A 16362-nucleotide genomic window follows, 5' to 3' on the forward strand; every position below is an offset into this window, starting at 1 on the left:
GGTGGTTGACAGCGATGTCACGTTCTAACCGCCGCAGGGCAGGCACGTCAATGGCTCAGCGGCCGGGCTCCTCGGCCGGCGAAGTTGACATATCAAGTGGGCGGGCCGCGAAACTGATCCAGGACGAGCGCAGGTGCAGCCGGATCCGGACCTGGTCGGCGGTCAGCACCCGCGACCCGCGGGACCCGACGGCCTGGACGGTGAGCGCGCGCCCGCCGCCCGGGCCGACCCCGGTCCGCTTCAGCACCCGGACGTACCGAATCGTGCCGACCTGGAACACCGCCTGCATGTCGGCGGCCGTCCGGGTCACCGTCCAGGTGACGTTCGGGTTCCCGTTCCGCGGGTACGCGTCCCAGCCGTCGAGCTTGGTGAGTTGGTACGGCGCGTCGCCGGCCGCGGTCGCCCCGCCGTTCGACGACGAGAACTCCGCGATGATCGGTTGTCCGTTGTAGAGCCGGATCTGTCCTGCGGTCGCCGCGATCGCGTTGTTCGTCGACGTCTCCTCGTCGTCGTACCCGCCGTACACCTGACAGGACGTCGTGTCGCACAGGTCGTACGCCCGGTCCGTCGCCCGGTTCCGGTGGAACACGGAATAGGTGCGCGCGGCAACGGCCTGTGCCTGCAGGGCGGCCGGACGCCAACTCGTCACCGCCTCCCGCGGTACGACGCCACGCAGGTAGTACTCGAGCGGGAGAACGTTGACCGTGTCGAGGTGCGCGCCGGTGACGTCGACTGCCCGCAGCGCGCCGCGGTACCGCCGTACGTCGCCGCTCGGCAGGATCAGCCCGATCACCGCGGCACCCTCGAACTGCGCCATCCCCGTGAACGTCTTGTAGAGCGTCCACTTCTTCGTCGTCGCGTTGTACCAGTTGAGCCTGGTGCCGTGCTCGCCGTCCGGGTCGATCGACCACTGGTTGATGGTCGATGCCTTCGGCAACGTGTACACCTTGCCGGCGGCCAGCGAGCGGACCGCGAGCCCGTTCACCGTGGCGACCCGGACGCCGTCGGTGGTGTCGGCGCTGATCCGCACCCGGATACTGCCGGTCGCCTTCCCTGCGGTCGTTCCCGGGTAGTAGAAGTCCAGGATCTGCTTGACCGACTTCCCAGCGAGCGCGGCCCCTTGGGCACCATACTGCGAGAGTCCGCGGCCGTGACCGAACCCGCGGCCCGCGATCGTGGTGTCCGGCGCCGTGGCGGCCGGCGTGAGCTCGCGGGCCTGCGCGGTCGCGCTGATCACCGTCGACGACAGCACCACCGCCGCGATCACACGTTTTCTCATAATGCCCTCCCGTAGACGACCTGGACCTGCCGAGCGCGGCGGTCCCAGACCAGCCAGCCACGCTGGAACTTCTGCCGCGCCCCGCCGTGCACCTGGTACGCGTCGGTGATCGGCAACCCGAGCCGCGCACTACCGGCGCCGAGTCGCCGGTACCGGGTCCGGAACGCGCCAGCGGTGGAATGCGGGCCGGTGGCAACGGAGTAGAAGACGTCAACGGTCGCGAAGTACGTCGCCCGGCCCGTCCGGGTCGGGTGCTCGCCCCAGAACGGCTGTCCGATGTTCCGGAAACCGAGTGTCCGTGCGTAGCGATAGATCGGGGTGGCGAAACTCCCGCCCATCAAGGCGTTCACCCGTTGGCGCAGCCAACCGAGTTTGTTGTACAGCTGGGTGCCCGGACAGTCGGTCGCCTTCGTGTCGCGATGTCCGGAAACCGTGTGCAGGCTCTTTCCGTCCAGCCGGATCGTTGCCGAGGGCGACCGATAGTTGGCGTCCAGCTTCCACGCCAGCACCCGCGCCGTCGACTCCAGCATCGCCGGCGGCGGCGCGACCTGGTCGAAGTTGCCGATCACCGCGACGCCGAACGAGTTCGCGTTGTACGACGCGGTGTGCGCGCCGAGTACGGGCAACTGCGCACCACCGGCACGGCCCTCGAAGATCCGGCCGAACCGGTCGACGAGGAAGTTGTAGCCGAGGTCGCACCAACCCCGGCTCTTCACGTGGTACGCGTACATCGCCCGTACCATCGCCGGCACCTGCGTCCGCGTGTAGTCGTTCCGATCGGCGGTGCGGTGGACGAACGCCGCGAGTACCGTCGTCGTGTACCGCGGCCGCACACAGCCGGCGCCGTTGTACGCCCGGAGCCGCTCGTCGGCACCCCAGCGCCGCCGGCTCACCATCAACGGCATCGGGTACGGCGAGGCGCTCGACGCCGGTCCGAGCCCGTCCGGCTCGTCCGCGTCGGAGCTGAGTACGCCGGGCTGGATCAGCACCACCTTCGCGCCGGAAACCGCCGTACCGGCATTCGTGACGGCGCTGGCCTGAATGCCCGTCGCATTACCGACCCAGAACGGTTCGGTACCGCCACGCTGAATTCCCTCAGGTACCAATGGATCTGGGCCGTGGTCGTCCTCGACCGGCAACAATTGCCAATCGGTCCACTTCCCGTTCTGTTCGACCCGGACCTTGGCGGTGACGTTCCGCACACTTTCCGGCCAGGTGATCCCGACCATTCCATACGGTTTGGTATGGGACTGCACGGACGGGCCGTCGAGCGGAATCTCCTGATAGGACGGGTCGTTCGAGGGCTGCTGAGGTACCAAGACGGTCACATTGAGAACAGTGAGCGCAGGGAGCGCGAGCGAGAGCAGTCGCGCGGTCTTGCCCATGACGGTGTTGCCCACGGATGGCCTTCCGGCGGGGGTCGGACAGGCGCTGGGCGGCGCGCGTCTCCATTGTGCGACGCCGGTGACCGCTTTCCCGGCATTGCGTCACCCTGCGTGGCGGCGACGCTTTTGCGGGATTGGATAGGCTCTCCCCAAAGGACCCCCGAGAGAGGCCCGTCATGGAATACATCCTGATCATCGCCGTCGTGGTGATCGCGGTGCTGGCGTACAACTCCTACCGTCGCACCCAGCTGCAGAACAAGAAGCAGCACGAGATCACCGCGGCCGAGCTCGAGGCGGTCAAGCGGACCGCCGACGAGGACATCACCCGGTTCGGCGAGGAACTGCAGGACCTCGACCTGGAGATGGTCGGCAAGGACCTCGGCGAGGGAGCACGGCAGGACTACCAGCGGGCGCTGGACTCCTACGAGTCCGCCAAGCAGGCGGTCGGTCAGGTCACCCAGGCCGATCAGATCAAGCATGTCGTCGAGATCCTCGAGGACGGCCGGTACGCCGCGGCCTGCGTGAAGGCCCGGGTCAACGGCCAGCCGCTGCCGCAGCGCCGCCCGGCCTGCTTCTTCAACCCGCAGCACGGCCCGTCGGTGGTCGACGTGATGTGGTCCCCGCCGAACGGCGCCCCGCGTGAGGTGCCGGCCTGCGCGGCCGACGCCGAGCGGGTCCGCGCCGGCGCCGAGCCGGATGTCCGCAAGGTCATGGTCGGCCCGCAGCGCGTTCCGTACTGGGAGGCCGGCCCGGCCTACTCGCCGTACGCGCAGGGTCTGTTCGGCGGTGTCGGCGGTGTGCTGACCGGCATGTTCATCGGCACGGCCCTCGGCGGCATGTTCTCGGGTGGCGGGTACGGCGACTACGCCGACGGCTACCAGGACGGGATGGCCGACGGTGGCGGCGACAACGGGGACGGTGGCGACAACGGGGACTACGGAGACGGTGGCGGTGACGGCGGGGGCGACTTCAACCCGTTCGACGGCGGCGACTTCGGTGGAGACTTCGGCGGCGACTTCTAGGAACTGACACCAGAAACTGACAAGGCCCCGGTGACGAGTCACCGGGGCCTTGTCAGGTAATCACTCGCCGAACAGCGGCGGCTGTCCCTCGGGGGTACCCAGGGAGTAGACCGGGTCCTTGAACGTGCCGGGCACCTTGCCCAGTCCCTTGATCACGGTCGCCGTACCGTTGGCGTGCCCAACGGCGTACAGGAACGCCGAGCCGGTGTCCTTGTCGATCGCGGTCAGCAGCGTGCCCTGCGCACCGCACTTCTCCGCGACCAGCGACTCGAACGAGCCCCAGGTCGAGGTCCGTACCTTCTTCACGATCGGCTTCATCGGCGAGGTCCGCGGGATCCGGATCGTGTACAGCGCGCCGCCCTTGGTGTTGGCCAGGAACGTGTCGTAGGCCTGCGTCTCACTGATCAGCGCCATCGTCTTCACCGCGGAGAAGCCGGTCGCGACCGACGCGTGCCTGACGCCCTTCGCGTCCTGCACCCAGCGGTGCAGGTACCCGGGAGCACCGTCGAGGCCGTACAGCGCGCTCGCCGTCACCAGCGAACCGGCGTACTTCTCCCAGAAGGACGACTCGACCACGGTGAAGCTCTTCCAGCCGGACCCGATCTTCTTCAGGCCGGTCGGCGGAACACCGCCCGTGTCGGAGTAGTACGCCGAGTACAGCGTGTCGTTCAGTACGACGACACCGGACGTGGTCGAGCCGGCCGGGACGTCGAGCGACGTCGTCCAGGTCGAGGCCGCCCTCGCGATCCCCGGAGTGAACAGGTGCGGGCCCTTGCCGTACTTCGCGGTGACCGGGGACGTGGCCGTGATCTCCGTACCGGCGATGTCACCGGCGCTGGTGATCGAAGCGGCGGTCATACTGCAGGCCGCCGTCGTTGCCGTGGCAGCCGTCGTCGCCGTGGCAGCCGTCGGGGCCGCGCTCGCCGCCGTGGTCGCGACACCGCCGAGCAGCAGGGCCGAGGCCGCCACCGCGGACGTGCGTCTGAGCATCATCAGGAAATCCTCTCGGAAGGCTCTTTTCAGGTGTTCAACCTCCACGATGCGGTACAGACCACCAAAGTTGCGGGAGATTTGGGCCGCTAGCGCTCTCGGACGGCGTAGGTGAGGTGCGTCGCCCGCGGGGACGGCTCCGCGCGGACGAGGTCCAGCGCCACCCGGCTCTCGTCGACGCCCTCGAAGAGGCGGATGCCGGTGCCGAACAGCACCGGCGAGAGCGCGATCGAGAACTCGTCGACCAGGCCGGCGTTCACGTACTCGAGAATCGTGGTGCCGCCGCCGGCGAGGCGAACGTCGCGGTCGCCGGCGGCGTCGCGGGCCAGGTCGAGCGCGGCCTCGATGCCGTCGTTGACGAAGTGGAAGACGGTCCCGCCCGGCCGCTCCCAGGGATCGCGTTTCTCGTGCGTCACGACGAAGACCGGCGTGTGGAACGGCGCCTCCTCCGGCCAGGCCAGGGCGCCGCCGTCGAACATGCGCTTGCCCATCACGCTCGCGCCGGTGCGCTCGTACGTCGCGCGGGCGATGTCGTTGTCGAGACCTTCCTCGCCGCCTTCGCCGAGCTTCAGGTTCTCCCGGAAGAAGCGCAGCGGGAACACCCAGGCCTGGAGCTCCGACCACTTCGCCATCCAGCGCTGGACCCTCGGGTCCTTCTGGCCCTCGGGCGAGAAGACGACATCGAGCGGCACGTCGTCCGGCGCCACGAACCCGTCGAGCGACATCGACACACTGAAGAACACTTTCCCTGCCATCAGCTTTCCTTCCCGGTGACGTACGCGGCCAGGCTGGCGAGGGTCTGCCGGCCACCCTCGATCGCGTGGTACTTCTCGACCGCCTCGTCGCGCAGTTCCTTGGTCGGAAACACCGTGCGCATCTCGATCCGGGTCGCCGCGCCCTCCGGCTCGAACGTCAGCACCGACTCGAAGGCGTCCGGGTCGTCGCGGAACGCACCGTGGCGCAGCGCGATCCGCTCCGCCGCGGCGATCTCGGTCCAGGTGATCCATTCGGAGTAGGCCGTCCCGTCCGGTCCGCGCATCAGGAAGTCCCACTCGCCGCCGACGCGGAACTCGAACGCCCGCGTGGTCGTCGTGAACCCCTCCGGCCCCCACCACCGCGACAGGTGCCGGACCTCGGTGAACGCCTCGAACACCAACTCCGGCGCGGCGTCGATGACCCGGGAGACGACGATCTCCCGGTCGGTGGTCGCGGACCGTGCCGGCCGCCCCGTCGTACCCATCATTCAGTCCTCCTGCTTTCCCTGCTTGAGGTCCTGGACGTAGGCGTCCAGGCGATCGAAGCTCTCGTTCCAGAACCGCTCGAACCCGCCGGTCCACTCGTGCACCGGTCGCAGCCCGCGGGCATCGAGCCCGTACAACCGCTGCTTCCCCACCTGCCGATCCCGTACGAGCCCCACCTCCCGCAACACCCGCAGATGCTTGGAAGCACCCGGCTGGCTGATCGCCAGCTCCCGGGCCACCTCGCCGACCGGCCGCTCCCCCGCCCGCAACAGCACCAGGATCTCCCGCCGCTGCGGTTCCGCGATCGCGTTGAAAACATCCGACGTAGTAGCAGCCCGAGCCATACGCTCATCATATTCCCATATAGGCATACGTCAAGGCGAGCGCGACCACCACCGGTCCGCGGGTCTTTCTAGTTGCGGAGGTGGAGGCGGCGGGCGGCTTCGGCCACCGAGCCGGAGATCGACGGGTAGACGGTGAAGGACTGCGCTACCTGGTCGACGGTCAGGCGGGCGCCTACTGCCAGGGAGATGGGGTGGATCAGTTCGCTGGCCCGAGGAGCGACGACCACGCCCCCGACCACGATGCCGGTGTTGGGGAGGCAGAAGAGTTTCACGAAGCCGTCGCGGACGCCCTGCATCTTGGCGCGGGCGTTGTCGGCCAGCGGGACCTTCACCACCAACGCGGTGCTACCGCCGGCGTCCACCACCGCTTGGGTAAGTCCTACGGTCGCGATTTCCGGAGCGGTGAAGACGTTGGCGGAGACTGTTGACTGGTCCAACGGTGTGACCGCATCACCCAGCGCGTGGGCCATCGCGATCCGGCCCTGCATCGCGGCGACCGAGGCCAGCATCAGTACGCCGGTGCAGTCGCCGGCCGCGTACACCCCACGGGCCGTCGTCCGCGACACCCGGTCCACCTTCACGAACCCGCCGTCGGTCAGCGACACGCCCGACTCGACGAGATTCATGTCGTCGGTGTTCGGCAGCGACCCGACCGCCAGCAGCGCGTGCGAACCCTCGACCTTGCGCCCGTCGGTCAGCGTCACCACGACCCCGTCGCCCGACCGCTTCACCGACTCGGCCCTGGACTTGCTCAGCACGGTCAGCCCACGCCGCTTGAACACGTCCTCGAGCACGGCCGCCGCGTCGGCGTCCTCGCCCGGCAGCACCCGGTCCCGGGACGACACGAGTACGACGTCACTCCCGAGCGCGTCGTAGGCGCTGGCGAACTCCGCACCGGTCACACCCGACCCGACCACGATCAGCCGCTCGGGCAGTTCCTCGAGTTCGTAGACCTGCTCCCAGGTGAGGATCCGTTCGCCGTCCGGCTCGGACCCCTTCAGGATGCGGGGCCTTGCCCCGGTGGCGATCAGGACCACGTCGGCGTCCAGCCGCTCGTCCCCGACCACCACGGTCTCGGGTCCGTCCATCCAGCCGCGGCCCTTGATCACCCGCACCTTGTCCCGGTCCAGCCGGCGGCTGATACCCGAGGACTGGGCGGCGGCCAGCGCCTTGACCCGTTTGTTGACGACGGAGAGATCGACACGCACGGAATTGGCCGGATCGTCGTCGCCGTCGTCCAGCCGGACGCCGAGCTCGCCCGCCTCCTCGACCTCGGTCATCACCTCGGCGGTGGCGATCAGGGTCTTGCTCGGAACGCAGTCGGTGAGCACCGCGGAACCGCCGATCCCGTCGGAATCGACAACCGTCACCTCCCCACCGAGTTGGGCAGCCGCACTGGCCGCTTCGTACCCGCCGGGACCGCCTCCGATGATCACAACTCGCGCCACGAGAGGCCATTGTTCCGTATCCTCTGATTCCGTGACCCTGTACGCCGCGTTTGCGTCGAATCTGGACCCGAACCTGATGGCCGAGCGGTGCCCGTACTCACCCCTGCGCGGCACCGGCTGGATCGTCGGCTGGCGGCTGACGTTCGGTGGCGAGGAGCTCGGCTGGGAGGGCGCGATGGCGACCGTCGTCGAGGACCCGTCCAACCCGGCCAACCAGGTCTTCGTCGCGCTGTACGACGTACATCCCAAGGACGTCGAGCGGCTCGACGAGTGGGAGTGGATCGACCAGGACGTCTACAGCAAGATCCAGGTCCGGGTGCAGACCCTCGACGGCGAGCAACTGGCCTGGATGTACGTGCTGAACGCCTACGAGGGTGGCCTGCCCTCCGCCCGCTACCTGGGCATCCTCGCCGAGGCCGCGGAGGCGGCCGGCGCCCCCGACGACTACGTGGCGGACATCCGGTCCAGGCCTTGCCAGTCGTCGGGTCACTAGAGTGCCCATGTGACCGATGACCTGAAGGCCGCAGCCGAAGCCTGGCTGCGCGAGGACCCCGACCCCGACACCCGTGCGGAGCTGACCAGGCTCCTGGAGGCCGGGGACACCGAAGAGCTGGCCGACCGCTTCGCCGGCACCCTGGAGTTCGGTACGGCGGGTCTGCGCGGCGCCGTCGGCGCCGGGCCGAACCGGATGAACCGCGTGGTGGTGATCCGCGCCGCGGCCGGTCTCGCGGCGTACCTGAAGGAGAAGGGCCTGACCGACGGCCCGGTCCTGATCGGGTACGACGCCCGGCACAAGTCGGACGTGTTCGCGCAGGACACGGCGGCGGTGATCCGCGGCGCCGGGCTGGACGCCGTACTGCTCGACCGCCCGGCACCGACGCCGGTGGTCGCGTTCGGGATCCGGCACCTGCACGCGGTCGCGGGCGTGGTCGTGACCGCCTCGCACAACCCGCCGCAGGACAACGGCTACAAGGTCTACCTGGGTGACGGCTCGCAGATCGTGCCGCCGGCCGACGCCGAGATCGCGGCCGCGATCGCCGCAGTCGGGTCGCTCAAAGACGTACCGCGCGGCGACGACTGGCAGACCGCCGGGGACGACCTCCTGAACGCGTACCTGGACCGCATCGCCCAGCTGGTACCGGCCGACGCGCCCCGGGACCTCAACGTCGCGTACACCCCGCTGCACGGCGTCGGGCGGACCCTGGTCGAGGCGGCGGTGGCCCGCGCCGGGTTCGCCATACCGCAGGTGGTCGCGTCCCAGGCCGACCCGGACCCGGACTTCCCGACCGTCTCGTTCCCGAACCCCGAGGAGCCGGGGGCGATCGACGCGGCGCTGGACCTGGCGCGTGCGATGAACGCCGACATCGCGGTGGCGAACGACCCGGACGCGGACCGGTGCGCGGTCGCCGTACCGGACGTGAACGGCTGGCGGATGCTCCGCGGCGACGAGCTGGGCAGTCTGCTCGGCGAGTTCCTGCTGTCCTCGGCGGCGGACGGGGTGGCGGCCTGCTCGATCGTGTCGTCGTCGCTGCTCGGCAAGATCGCGGCGTCGTACGGCGTCCGGTACGTCGAGACGCTGACCGGCTTCAAGTGGATCGGGCGGGTACCGGATCTGGTCTTCGGCTACGAGGAGGCGCTCGGGTACTGCGTGGACCCGGCGGCCGTGAAGGACAAGGACGGCGTGTCGACGCTGGTCCGGGTACTGCAGCTGGCGGCGCAGGCGAAGGCCGCGGGCCGGACGCTGGTGGACCTGCTGGACGATCTCGCGGTCAAGCACGGCCTGCACGCGACCGACCAGCTGTCGGCGCGGGTCGAGGATCTGTCGCTGATCGGGAAGGCGATGGAGCGGCTGCGGGCGACCCCGCCGAAGACGCTGGGCGCCTATACGGTCGAGCGGATCGACGACCTGGGTGAGGGCTCCGAGTCGCTGCCCCCGACGGACGGGCTGCGCTACACGCTGTCCGACGGCGCACGCGTGGTCGTGCGCCCGTCGGGGACCGAGCCGAAGCTGAAGTGCTACCTCGAGGTGGTGGTACCGGTGACGACCGAGGTCGCCGCCGCCCGCACGCAGGCGGCGGATGCGTTGGCAGCCATCAAAACCGATCTGGCTGCCGCGGCAGGTATCTAGCTCGGAACACCTGGCGGGTGGTTCCGGGCTTCAGCGAGAAGCTGCTGCCGCTTCGGCCTGTTCGGCGTGCAGCGAGCTCTGCAGCGACGAGTGCAGGATGCGGAGCGTGCTGGTGGACTGCATCAGCGCGTCCCGCTCGTCCGGGTTCCGGTTCGCCAGGGCGGAGATGTCGTTGATGGCGGCCTCGATCCGGGCGATCCGGTCGGCGACCGTACCCTCCTGACTGCTGGCCTTGCGGATCGCGTCGGACGTGACCGTCCAGACGTCCTCCTTGTCGTTGGTGCGGCGGGACATGTCCACCATCTGGCTGAGCGCCGCGAGGTCGTGGTCGACCTGGGTGCGCTCCACCGGCGTGGTGATGCCCGCGGTCGCCTGGCGCAGCCGGGTGACGTGCCCGGACAACTCCGACCAGGTGGACCGGCCACTCTTGATCTTGTCCAGCACCTTCGCGTACTCGGCGTTGAACTCGTCGTAGTTCACTGTCGTTGACTCCTGCCGTTCGACGATCGACCTCAGAACTGTAGGGCGTCCGCACCCGGAACTCGTAACTGCACGATCGCAGATCGTGCAGGTGTCGCCAAAACGCAACAGCCGCCCGGTACGCCAACGCGTACCGGGCGGCCGGGTTACGAACTGCGTCAGGCGACGTACGTCGAGGACGCGTTGAAGGTGTTGCAGTTGCCGGCGATCGTGTAGCTGTGCTTCGCGTTGAAGCCGGACGTCACCCAGAACGCGTGGTTCTTGAGCGAGCCGTGGTCACGCGGGCCACCCGGCTGGTCGCCCATGTGGGTGACCACGTTGTTGAGCTGCGTCATCAGGCCGCCGCTCCACGGGTAGTACCTCTTGTTCGCACCGAGGACAGCCCCACCGAAGCAGGACGCCTGCAGCTCACGACGGCGGCTCTCCTCCATCTTCGCGGCGTAGGTGCTGAACGCGTACTGGCGCTCCCAGGAGGCGTTCAGGATGCCGGTCAGCCACTGGATGTGGTGGCCGTACTCGTGCGAGATGACGAAGCTCGCGTACGCACGGGCGTAGGTCGGGCTCTGCTTCCAGTAGTTGATGACCGGGTTGACCGGGAAGTAGATGTACGACTTGCCGCCCGCGGCACACATGAACGCGAGGCCCGTGGTGTCGAGACCACACGGCGAGTTGACCTTGTACGAGGTCGGGAAGACCAGCTTCGGCGCCACCTTGTACGCAGCACCGGCCTGCTTCAGCGGCAGCGCCCACGAGGCGTAGGTGCAGCGGTCCAGCTGGGAGATGTAGGCCTCGACACCCGCAGCGGTGCGCAGGGAGACGTTCACCTCCTTGCACTTCGACGGGGTGATCGGACCCGTCTTGTAGATCCGGTTGTAGCGCACGATGTTCGTCAGCGACGACTTGGTGGTCAGCAAGTCGCCGGCCGGCGGCGGGCTCATCACCTTCGCGCCGCCGTCGACCGGCGGCGCAGTTTCGGCCACGGCCGTCGTGCTCGTGCTGGAGGTCTGTGCGGCCTGCGCGTTCGGCAGCGCCAGGGCCGCGAAACCGGCCAGGGCACCGACCGCTGCGATGCCACGCAGGGTGGTACGGGAGAGGTTGACCATGAGCTCCACTCTCGATGTGTCTGGGGACCTGTCGGACCAATCCTGGGGTGCACAGGGGTTCACCTGGGCTTGGACAGCGGGTCTGACGCAGCGATTCACGCCACAGTTCCCGTGGAGTCAGCTGGAGATCGCTCTCAGTTCGCGAGCTTCGTACCGAGGAACCGCAACTGGTCGGGGAGCATACGCCGCCAGTACCCGCCGGTGTGCAGCCCCGGCTGTTGCCCGCCGGCCGCGTGCAGCTCGGTCCGCAGATCCTGGGCCGCACCGGCGAACGGGTCGTCGCGCCCGCAGTCGATCCGGACCGCAAGGTCCTGGAAACCGACCCGCCGGCCGAACACCTGGCTGCGCTCGAAATCCGCCGCATCGTCGAACGCCCCCGGCTGCGCGTCGGCGTAGTGGTGCCACAACGCCGGGCTGAGCGCGCCGACGGCGACCGCCCGGACCGACGGCGCGACCTGCCGCTGCCGGTCGAGCAGGGCGACCTGGAGCAGTGCGCCGTACCCGCCCATCGACCAGCCGAAGACGCCGTACCGGCTGGTGTCCAGGCCGCGGCCGGCGAGCAGCGGGAGGAACTCCTGGGCGAGCATGAACGCGGGATCGTTGCCGTCGGCCCGCCGATGCCAGTAGCTGTCCCGGCCGCCGTCGACGGTGGCGACGGCGAACGGCGGCGTACCGTTGCGGACCGCCGAGGTCAGGAACCGGTCGATGCCGAGGTCGTTCACCGCCGAGCGATGGTCGCCCCCACGACCGTGCAGCGCGAGGACCACCGGCAGCCGTGCGGTCGCGGCGTACCCGTCCGGGTAGACGACGCTGTAGCCGACGTCGGTACCGCGGCCGCGTGACGCGAACGAACCGGAGACGACCGGCCCGGCCGGTACGCCGGGCACGACGCCGTCGGGGCCGGTGAGCCCGAGCAGTTCGTGGACCCGGCCGCGGCCGGGGATCGCACCGCTCTCGAGCGCGGCCACCGCGACGACACCGGTGACCGCCGCCGCGGCACCGGTGCGGACGAACGTACGCCGGGTCAGCACGGCCTCAGCATGACGCCGGCACCGGGTCAGCGGGCGAAGGCGGCGACCACGGCGATCAGGGCGAGTACGCCGATCGCGATCAGCTCGGGCCGCGCCCATTCGCTGACCACCTCGCCCTCGGACCTGCCGGCGAACTGCGTCATGTGGCTCTCGATCCGGTCGACCACGAGGTCGGCCTTCGAGATCGAGTTGTCCGCGGCGAGCTTGCGGCCGCCGACCCGCTGCTTGCGGAGATCGCGAATCACCAGCTGGACGCCGGAGGCCCGGAACCGCTTCGCGTCGGTGTGCACCCGGAGCAGGTCGGTGACGTCCACGCCGGTAACCTTCGACCACGGGATCTGGTGGTCGCGCAGGTGGTTGCGGATCAGCACGTTCTCGGGACTGAGCGTGACCGACGGCCGGATCAGGGCGGCGTACGCCAGCACCATGAAGATCGCGATGATGCTGCCGACCAGCAACCCGGTGGCGGTCCGCCATTCCAGCACGATGTCGAGCAGGCCGAGCGCCCCGATCACTTCGACGATCGCGCCGGTGATCCGGTTCGACGCGGACAGGTAGTGCTCGCTCTCCGGCGATTTCGACTTCACCCGCACAACGTAACCGGCGCTCAGATTCGGCACTAGACTGCCGTGGTGACCACACTCGACAGCGGCCTCGACAGTGGCGTCGACTCCCTGGCGGACGTGACGTCGTCCGAGGACCGGCTGCGCCGGTTCCTGCTCGGGCTGCCGGGCGTCGACCAAGTCGGCGCCGAGGCGCGGGCCGCCACCCTGAGCACCCGGTCGATCAAGACCACCGCGAAGCAGTACGCGCTGGACCTGGCGATCTCGATGATCGACCTGACCACGCTGGAGGGCCAGGACACTCCGGGCAAGGTACGGGCCCTGTGTGCCAAGGCGAAACGGCCCGACCCGGCCGACCCGACCGCACCGCAGGTCGCCGCCGTCTGTGTGTACCCGGACCTGGTCGCCACCGCGAAGCGCGAGCTGGAGGGCTCCGGGATCAACGTGGCGAGTGTCGCAACCGCCTTCCCCAGCGGGCGTTCCAGCCTGGCGATCAAGATCCAGGACACCAAGGACGCGGTCGCGTCCGGTGCCGACGAGGTCGACATGGTGATCGACCGCGGCGCCTTCCTGTCCGGGCGGTACGCGATGGTCTTCGACGAGATCGCGGCGATCCGCGAGGCCGCGGGTGACGCACATCTCAAGGTGATCCTGGAGACCGGCGAGCTGGTCACCTACGACAACGTCCGGCGGGCGTCCTGGCTGGCGATGCTGGCCGGCGCGGACTTCATCAAGACCTCCACCGGCAAGGTGTCCCCGGCGGCCACGCTGCCGGTCACGCTGGTGATGCTGGAGGCTGTCCGCGACTACCACGAGGCCACCGGGCTGCACATCGGCGTCAAGCCGGCCGGCGGGATCCGGACCGCGAAGGACGCGATCAAGTACCTGGTCACCGTCAACGAGACGGCCGGACCGGACTGGCTGGACCCGGAACTGTTCCGCTTCGGCGCCTCCAGCCTGCTGAACGACCTGCTGATGCAACGCACCAAGCTGGCCACCGGGTACTACCCGGGCCCCGACTACTTCACCTTGGACTGACAGGCATGAGCAGATTCGAGTACGCACCGGCCCCGGAGTCGCGGGCCATCGTCGACATCAAGTCGTCGTACGGGCTGTTCATCAACGGGCAGTTCGTCGACGCGACCGATGGGAAGCCGTTCAAGACCGTGTCTCCCGCGTCCGAGGAGGTGCTGGCCGAGGTGAGCGAGGCCGGTCCTGCCGACGTGGACAAAGCGGTGAAGGCGGCCCGGAAGGCGTTCGAGAAGGTCTGGGGCCCGATGAGCGGCAAGGACCGGGCGAAGTACCTGTTCCGGATCGCGCGGCTGATCCAGGAGCGCTCGCGGGAGCTCGCGGTGCTGGAGTCGCTGGACAACGGCAAGCCGATCCGCGAGTCCCGCGACGTCGACATCCCGTTGGTGGCCGCGCACTTCTTCTACTACGCGGGCTGGGCCGACAAGCTCGAGTACGCCGGGGTCGGCGACGACCCGCAGCCGTGGGGTGTCGCGGGCCAGGTGATCCCGTGGAACTTCCCGATGCTGATGCTGGCCTGGAAGATCGCCCCGGCGCTTGCCGCGGGCAACACTGTCGTACTCAAGCCGGCCGAGACGACGCCGCTGACTGCGCTGGCGTTCGCGGAGATCTGCCAGCAGGCGGATCTGCCGCCCGGTGTGGTGAACATCGTCACCGGCGCCGGCCGTACCGGTCAGGCGCTGGTCGAGCACCCCGACGTCGACAAGGTCGCGTTCACCGGGTCGACCGCGGTCGGGCGGGCGATCGCGAAGTCGGTCGCCGGTACGCACAAGGCGGTCACGCTCGAGCTCGGCGGCAAGGCGGCGAACATCGTCTTCGAGGACGCGGCGATCGACCAGACCATCGAGGGCATCGTCAACGGCATCTTCTTCAACCAGGGCCACGTCTGCTGCGCCGGTTCGCGCTTGCTGGTCCAGGAGAGCGTGTACGACGAGGTCCTCGGCCGGCTGAAGCGCCGGATGGAGACGCTGCGCGTCGGCGACCCGCTGGACAAGAACACCGACATCGGCGCGATCAACTCGTCCGCCCAGCTGGCGAAGATCCGCGAACTCTCGCAGATCGGCGAGGACGAAGGCGCCGAGCGCTGGTCGCCGGAGTGCGAGCTGCCCGCGCAGGGGTACTGGTTCCCGCCGACCGTCTTCACCGGGGTCTCGCAGGCACACCGGATCGCCCGCGAGGAGATCTTCGGCCCGGTGCTGTCGGTGCTGACGTTCCGCACTCCGGCCGAGGCGGTCGAGAAGGCGAACAACACCCCGTTCGGGCTGTCCGCGGGAATCTGGACCGAGAAGGGTTCCCGGATCCTCTGGATGGCGAACCAGCTGCGCGCCGGCGTGGTCTGGGCGAACACGTTCAACCGCTTCGACCCGACGTCGCCGTTCGGCGGCTACAAGGAGTCGGGCTACGGCCGCGAGGGCGGTCGCCATGGCTTGGAGGCCTACCTTGCCCACTAAAGAAACTCCGAGGCTAGAGGTGCGCAAGACCTACAAGCTCTACATCGGCGGCGCCTTCCCCCGCAGCGAGTCCGGTCGGACGTACGTCGTGAACAATGCCAAGGGCAAGTTCCTGGCGAACGCGTCGCAGGCCTCCCGCAAGGACGCCCGGGACGCGGTGGTCGCGGCCCGTAAGGCGTTCAACGGGTGGCACGCGCGGACGGCGTACAACCGCGGCCAGGTGCTGTACCGGATCGCCGAGGTGATGGAGGGCCGGCACCAGCAGTTCAGCGCCGAGGTCTCCGCCGGTGAGGGGCTGTCGATCTCGAAGGCCCGCGCGGTCGTGGACGAGGCGATCGACCGCTGGGTCTGGTACGCCGGCTGGGCCGACAAGCTCGCCCAGGTGGTCGGCTCGTCGAACCCGGTCGCCGGCCCGTACTTCGACTTCTCGTTGCCCGAGGCAACCGGCGTGGTCGCCGTCCTCGCCCCGCAGGACTCCAGCCTGCTCGGGCTGACCAGCGTGATCGCTCCCGCGATCGTCTCCGGCAACACGGTCGTGGCGGTCTCGTCGTACGAGCGTCCGCTGCCGGCCGTCACGCTGGGCGAGGTGATGGCGACCTCCGACGTACCGGGTGGCGTCGTCAACATCCTGACCGGCTCCGCGTCCGAGATCGGGCCGTGGCTGGCGTCGCACCAGGACGTGAACGCGATCGACCTGTGCGGGATCTCCTCGGACGAGGAGGCCCGCGACCTGGAGATCGCGGCGGCGGAGAACTTGAAGCGGGTACGGCGTCCCGGCCCGGAGGACTGGTCCGCGGACCAGGGCCTGTCGCGGCTCCTGCAGTACCTCGAACTGAAGACCGTGTGGCACCCGATCGGAGTCTGATCC

The 16362-nt window shown here is 69.1% G+C and carries 17 protein-coding genes; 6 read left to right on the forward strand and 11 right to left on the reverse strand.

Annotated features, from left to right (window positions below; genetic code table 11):
• Positions 1-55: 55 nt before the first annotated feature.
• A complete protein-coding gene (locus tag ACZ5BU_RS17615) occupies positions 56-1279 on the reverse strand; it encodes a SpoIID/LytB domain-containing protein (RefSeq protein ID WP_465700062.1) in 1224 nt (407 codons plus the stop codon).
• Positions 1276-2607, reverse strand: a complete 1332-nt coding sequence (locus ACZ5BU_RS17620) for an N-acetylmuramoyl-L-alanine amidase (RefSeq protein ID WP_465700063.1) — start codon at positions 2605-2607, stop codon at positions 1276-1278. The genes ACZ5BU_RS17615 and ACZ5BU_RS17620 overlap by 4 nt, the downstream gene beginning before the upstream one ends.
• 233 nt (positions 2608-2840) lie before the next feature.
• Between ACZ5BU_RS17620 and ACZ5BU_RS17625 the strand changes: the two genes are divergently transcribed.
• Positions 2841-3686, forward strand: coding sequence for a hypothetical protein (locus ACZ5BU_RS17625; RefSeq protein WP_465700065.1), 846 nt, complete (start codon positions 2841-2843; stop codon positions 3684-3686).
• A 60-nt stretch (positions 3687-3746) separates the two neighbouring features.
• On the opposite strand, the gene ACZ5BU_RS17630 is transcribed toward ACZ5BU_RS17625, so the two are convergent.
• The 5 genes from ACZ5BU_RS17630 to ACZ5BU_RS17650 form a co-directional block, all read right to left on the reverse strand.
• The gene (locus tag ACZ5BU_RS17630; RefSeq protein ID WP_465700067.1) at positions 3747-4679 is read right to left on the reverse strand and encodes a hypothetical protein; all 933 of its coding nucleotides are present in this window, start codon (positions 4677-4679) and stop codon (positions 3747-3749) included.
• Between the two features lie 86 nt (positions 4680-4765).
• Complete coding sequence (locus ACZ5BU_RS17635) at positions 4766-5431, reverse strand: dihydrofolate reductase family protein (protein WP_465700068.1); 666 nt, start codon at positions 5429-5431, stop codon at positions 4766-4768.
• Positions 5431-5919 (reverse strand): SRPBCC family protein, encoded by a 489-nt coding sequence (locus ACZ5BU_RS17640; RefSeq protein ID WP_465700070.1) that lies wholly within the window; start codon positions 5917-5919, stop codon positions 5431-5433. The genes ACZ5BU_RS17635 and ACZ5BU_RS17640 overlap by 1 nt, the downstream gene beginning before the upstream one ends.
• Positions 5920-6261, reverse strand: a complete 342-nt coding sequence (locus ACZ5BU_RS17645; RefSeq protein ID WP_465700072.1) for an ArsR/SmtB family transcription factor — start codon at positions 6259-6261, stop codon at positions 5920-5922.
• A gap of 68 nt (positions 6262-6329) precedes the next feature.
• Entirely contained in the window at positions 6330-7709 is a 1380-nt protein-coding gene (locus ACZ5BU_RS17650) for an NAD(P)H-quinone dehydrogenase (RefSeq protein WP_465700074.1), read from the reverse strand.
• Between the two features lie 31 nt (positions 7710-7740).
• Here ACZ5BU_RS17650 and ACZ5BU_RS17655 point away from each other — a divergent pair, with 31 nt between their 5' ends.
• Together ACZ5BU_RS17655 and ACZ5BU_RS17660 are read left to right on the forward strand one after the other, a co-directional pair.
• Positions 7741-8202 carry a gamma-glutamylcyclotransferase gene (locus ACZ5BU_RS17655; RefSeq protein ID WP_465700075.1) on the forward strand — a complete coding sequence of 154 codons (462 nt, stop codon included), beginning with the start codon at positions 7741-7743 and terminating at the stop codon, positions 8200-8202.
• A 9-nt stretch (positions 8203-8211) separates the two neighbouring features.
• On the forward strand, positions 8212-9837 hold the full coding sequence (locus ACZ5BU_RS17660; protein ID WP_465700077.1) for a phospho-sugar mutase: 1626 nt from the start codon (positions 8212-8214) through the stop codon (positions 9835-9837).
• Positions 9838-9867: 30 nt separating this feature from the next.
• Here the strand turns inward: ACZ5BU_RS17660 and ACZ5BU_RS17665 are convergent, their stop codons facing one another.
• The 4 genes from ACZ5BU_RS17665 to ACZ5BU_RS17680 form a co-directional block, all read right to left on the reverse strand.
• A complete protein-coding gene (locus ACZ5BU_RS17665; RefSeq protein WP_465700079.1) occupies positions 9868-10317 on the reverse strand; it encodes a hypothetical protein in 450 nt (149 codons plus the stop codon).
• Between the two features lie 158 nt (positions 10318-10475).
• A complete protein-coding gene (locus tag ACZ5BU_RS17670; protein ID WP_465700081.1) occupies positions 10476-11420 on the reverse strand; it encodes a neutral zinc metallopeptidase in 945 nt (314 codons plus the stop codon).
• Positions 11421-11554: 134 nt separating this feature from the next.
• Entirely contained in the window at positions 11555-12451 is an 897-nt protein-coding gene (locus ACZ5BU_RS17675) for an alpha/beta hydrolase (protein WP_465700082.1), read from the reverse strand.
• A 26-nt stretch (positions 12452-12477) separates the two neighbouring features.
• Positions 12478-13038, reverse strand: coding sequence for a PH domain-containing protein (locus ACZ5BU_RS17680; protein WP_465700083.1), 561 nt, complete (start codon positions 13036-13038; stop codon positions 12478-12480).
• Positions 13039-13083: 45 nt separating this feature from the next.
• On the opposite strand from ACZ5BU_RS17680, the gene deoC reads away from it, so the two are divergent.
• The 3 genes from deoC to ACZ5BU_RS17695 are packed head-to-tail and all read left to right on the forward strand — an operon-like array spanning position 13084 to position 16359.
• The gene (deoC, locus tag ACZ5BU_RS17685; protein WP_465700085.1) at positions 13084-14052 is read left to right on the forward strand and encodes a deoxyribose-phosphate aldolase; all 969 of its coding nucleotides are present in this window, start codon (positions 13084-13086) and stop codon (positions 14050-14052) included.
• Between the two features lie 5 nt (positions 14053-14057).
• Positions 14058-15494: an aldehyde dehydrogenase family protein gene (locus ACZ5BU_RS17690; protein WP_465700087.1), complete on the forward strand. Its 1437-nt coding sequence runs from the start codon at positions 14058-14060 to the stop codon at positions 15492-15494.
• 19 nt (positions 15495-15513) lie between these two features.
• Positions 15514-16359, forward strand: coding sequence for an aldehyde dehydrogenase family protein (locus ACZ5BU_RS17695; protein ID WP_465700089.1), 846 nt, complete (start codon positions 15514-15516; stop codon positions 16357-16359).
• Positions 16360-16362: the final 3 nt, after the last annotated feature.

The sequence above is a fragment of the Kribbella sp. NPDC031520 genome (assembly GCF_055580825.1).

Bases quoted from the DNA above. Each gene is read 5' to 3' on its own strand.
- ACZ5BU_RS17615 (WP_465700062.1), bottom strand. From the start codon at position 1,279: ATGAGAAAACGTGTGATCGCGGCGGTGGTGCTGTCGTCGACGGTGATC.
- ACZ5BU_RS17625 (WP_465700065.1), top strand. From the start codon at position 2,841: ATGGAATACATCCTGATCATCGCCGTCGTGGTGATCGCGGTGCTGGCG.
- ACZ5BU_RS17630 (WP_465700067.1), bottom strand. From the start codon at position 4,679: ATGATGCTCAGACGCACGTCCGCGGTGGCGGCCTCGGCCCTGCTGCTC.
- ACZ5BU_RS17635 (WP_465700068.1), bottom strand. From the start codon at position 5,431: ATGGCAGGGAAAGTGTTCTTCAGTGTGTCGATGTCGCTCGACGGGTTC.
- ACZ5BU_RS17640 (WP_465700070.1), bottom strand. From the start codon at position 5,919: ATGATGGGTACGACGGGGCGGCCGGCACGGTCCGCGACCACCGACCGG.
- ACZ5BU_RS17645 (WP_465700072.1), bottom strand. From the start codon at position 6,261: ATGGCTCGGGCTGCTACTACGTCGGATGTTTTCAACGCGATCGCGGAA.
- ACZ5BU_RS17670 (WP_465700081.1), bottom strand. From the start codon at position 11,420: ATGGTCAACCTCTCCCGTACCACCCTGCGTGGCATCGCAGCGGTCGGT.
- ACZ5BU_RS17690 (WP_465700087.1), top strand. From the start codon at position 14,058: ATGAGCAGATTCGAGTACGCACCGGCCCCGGAGTCGCGGGCCATCGTC.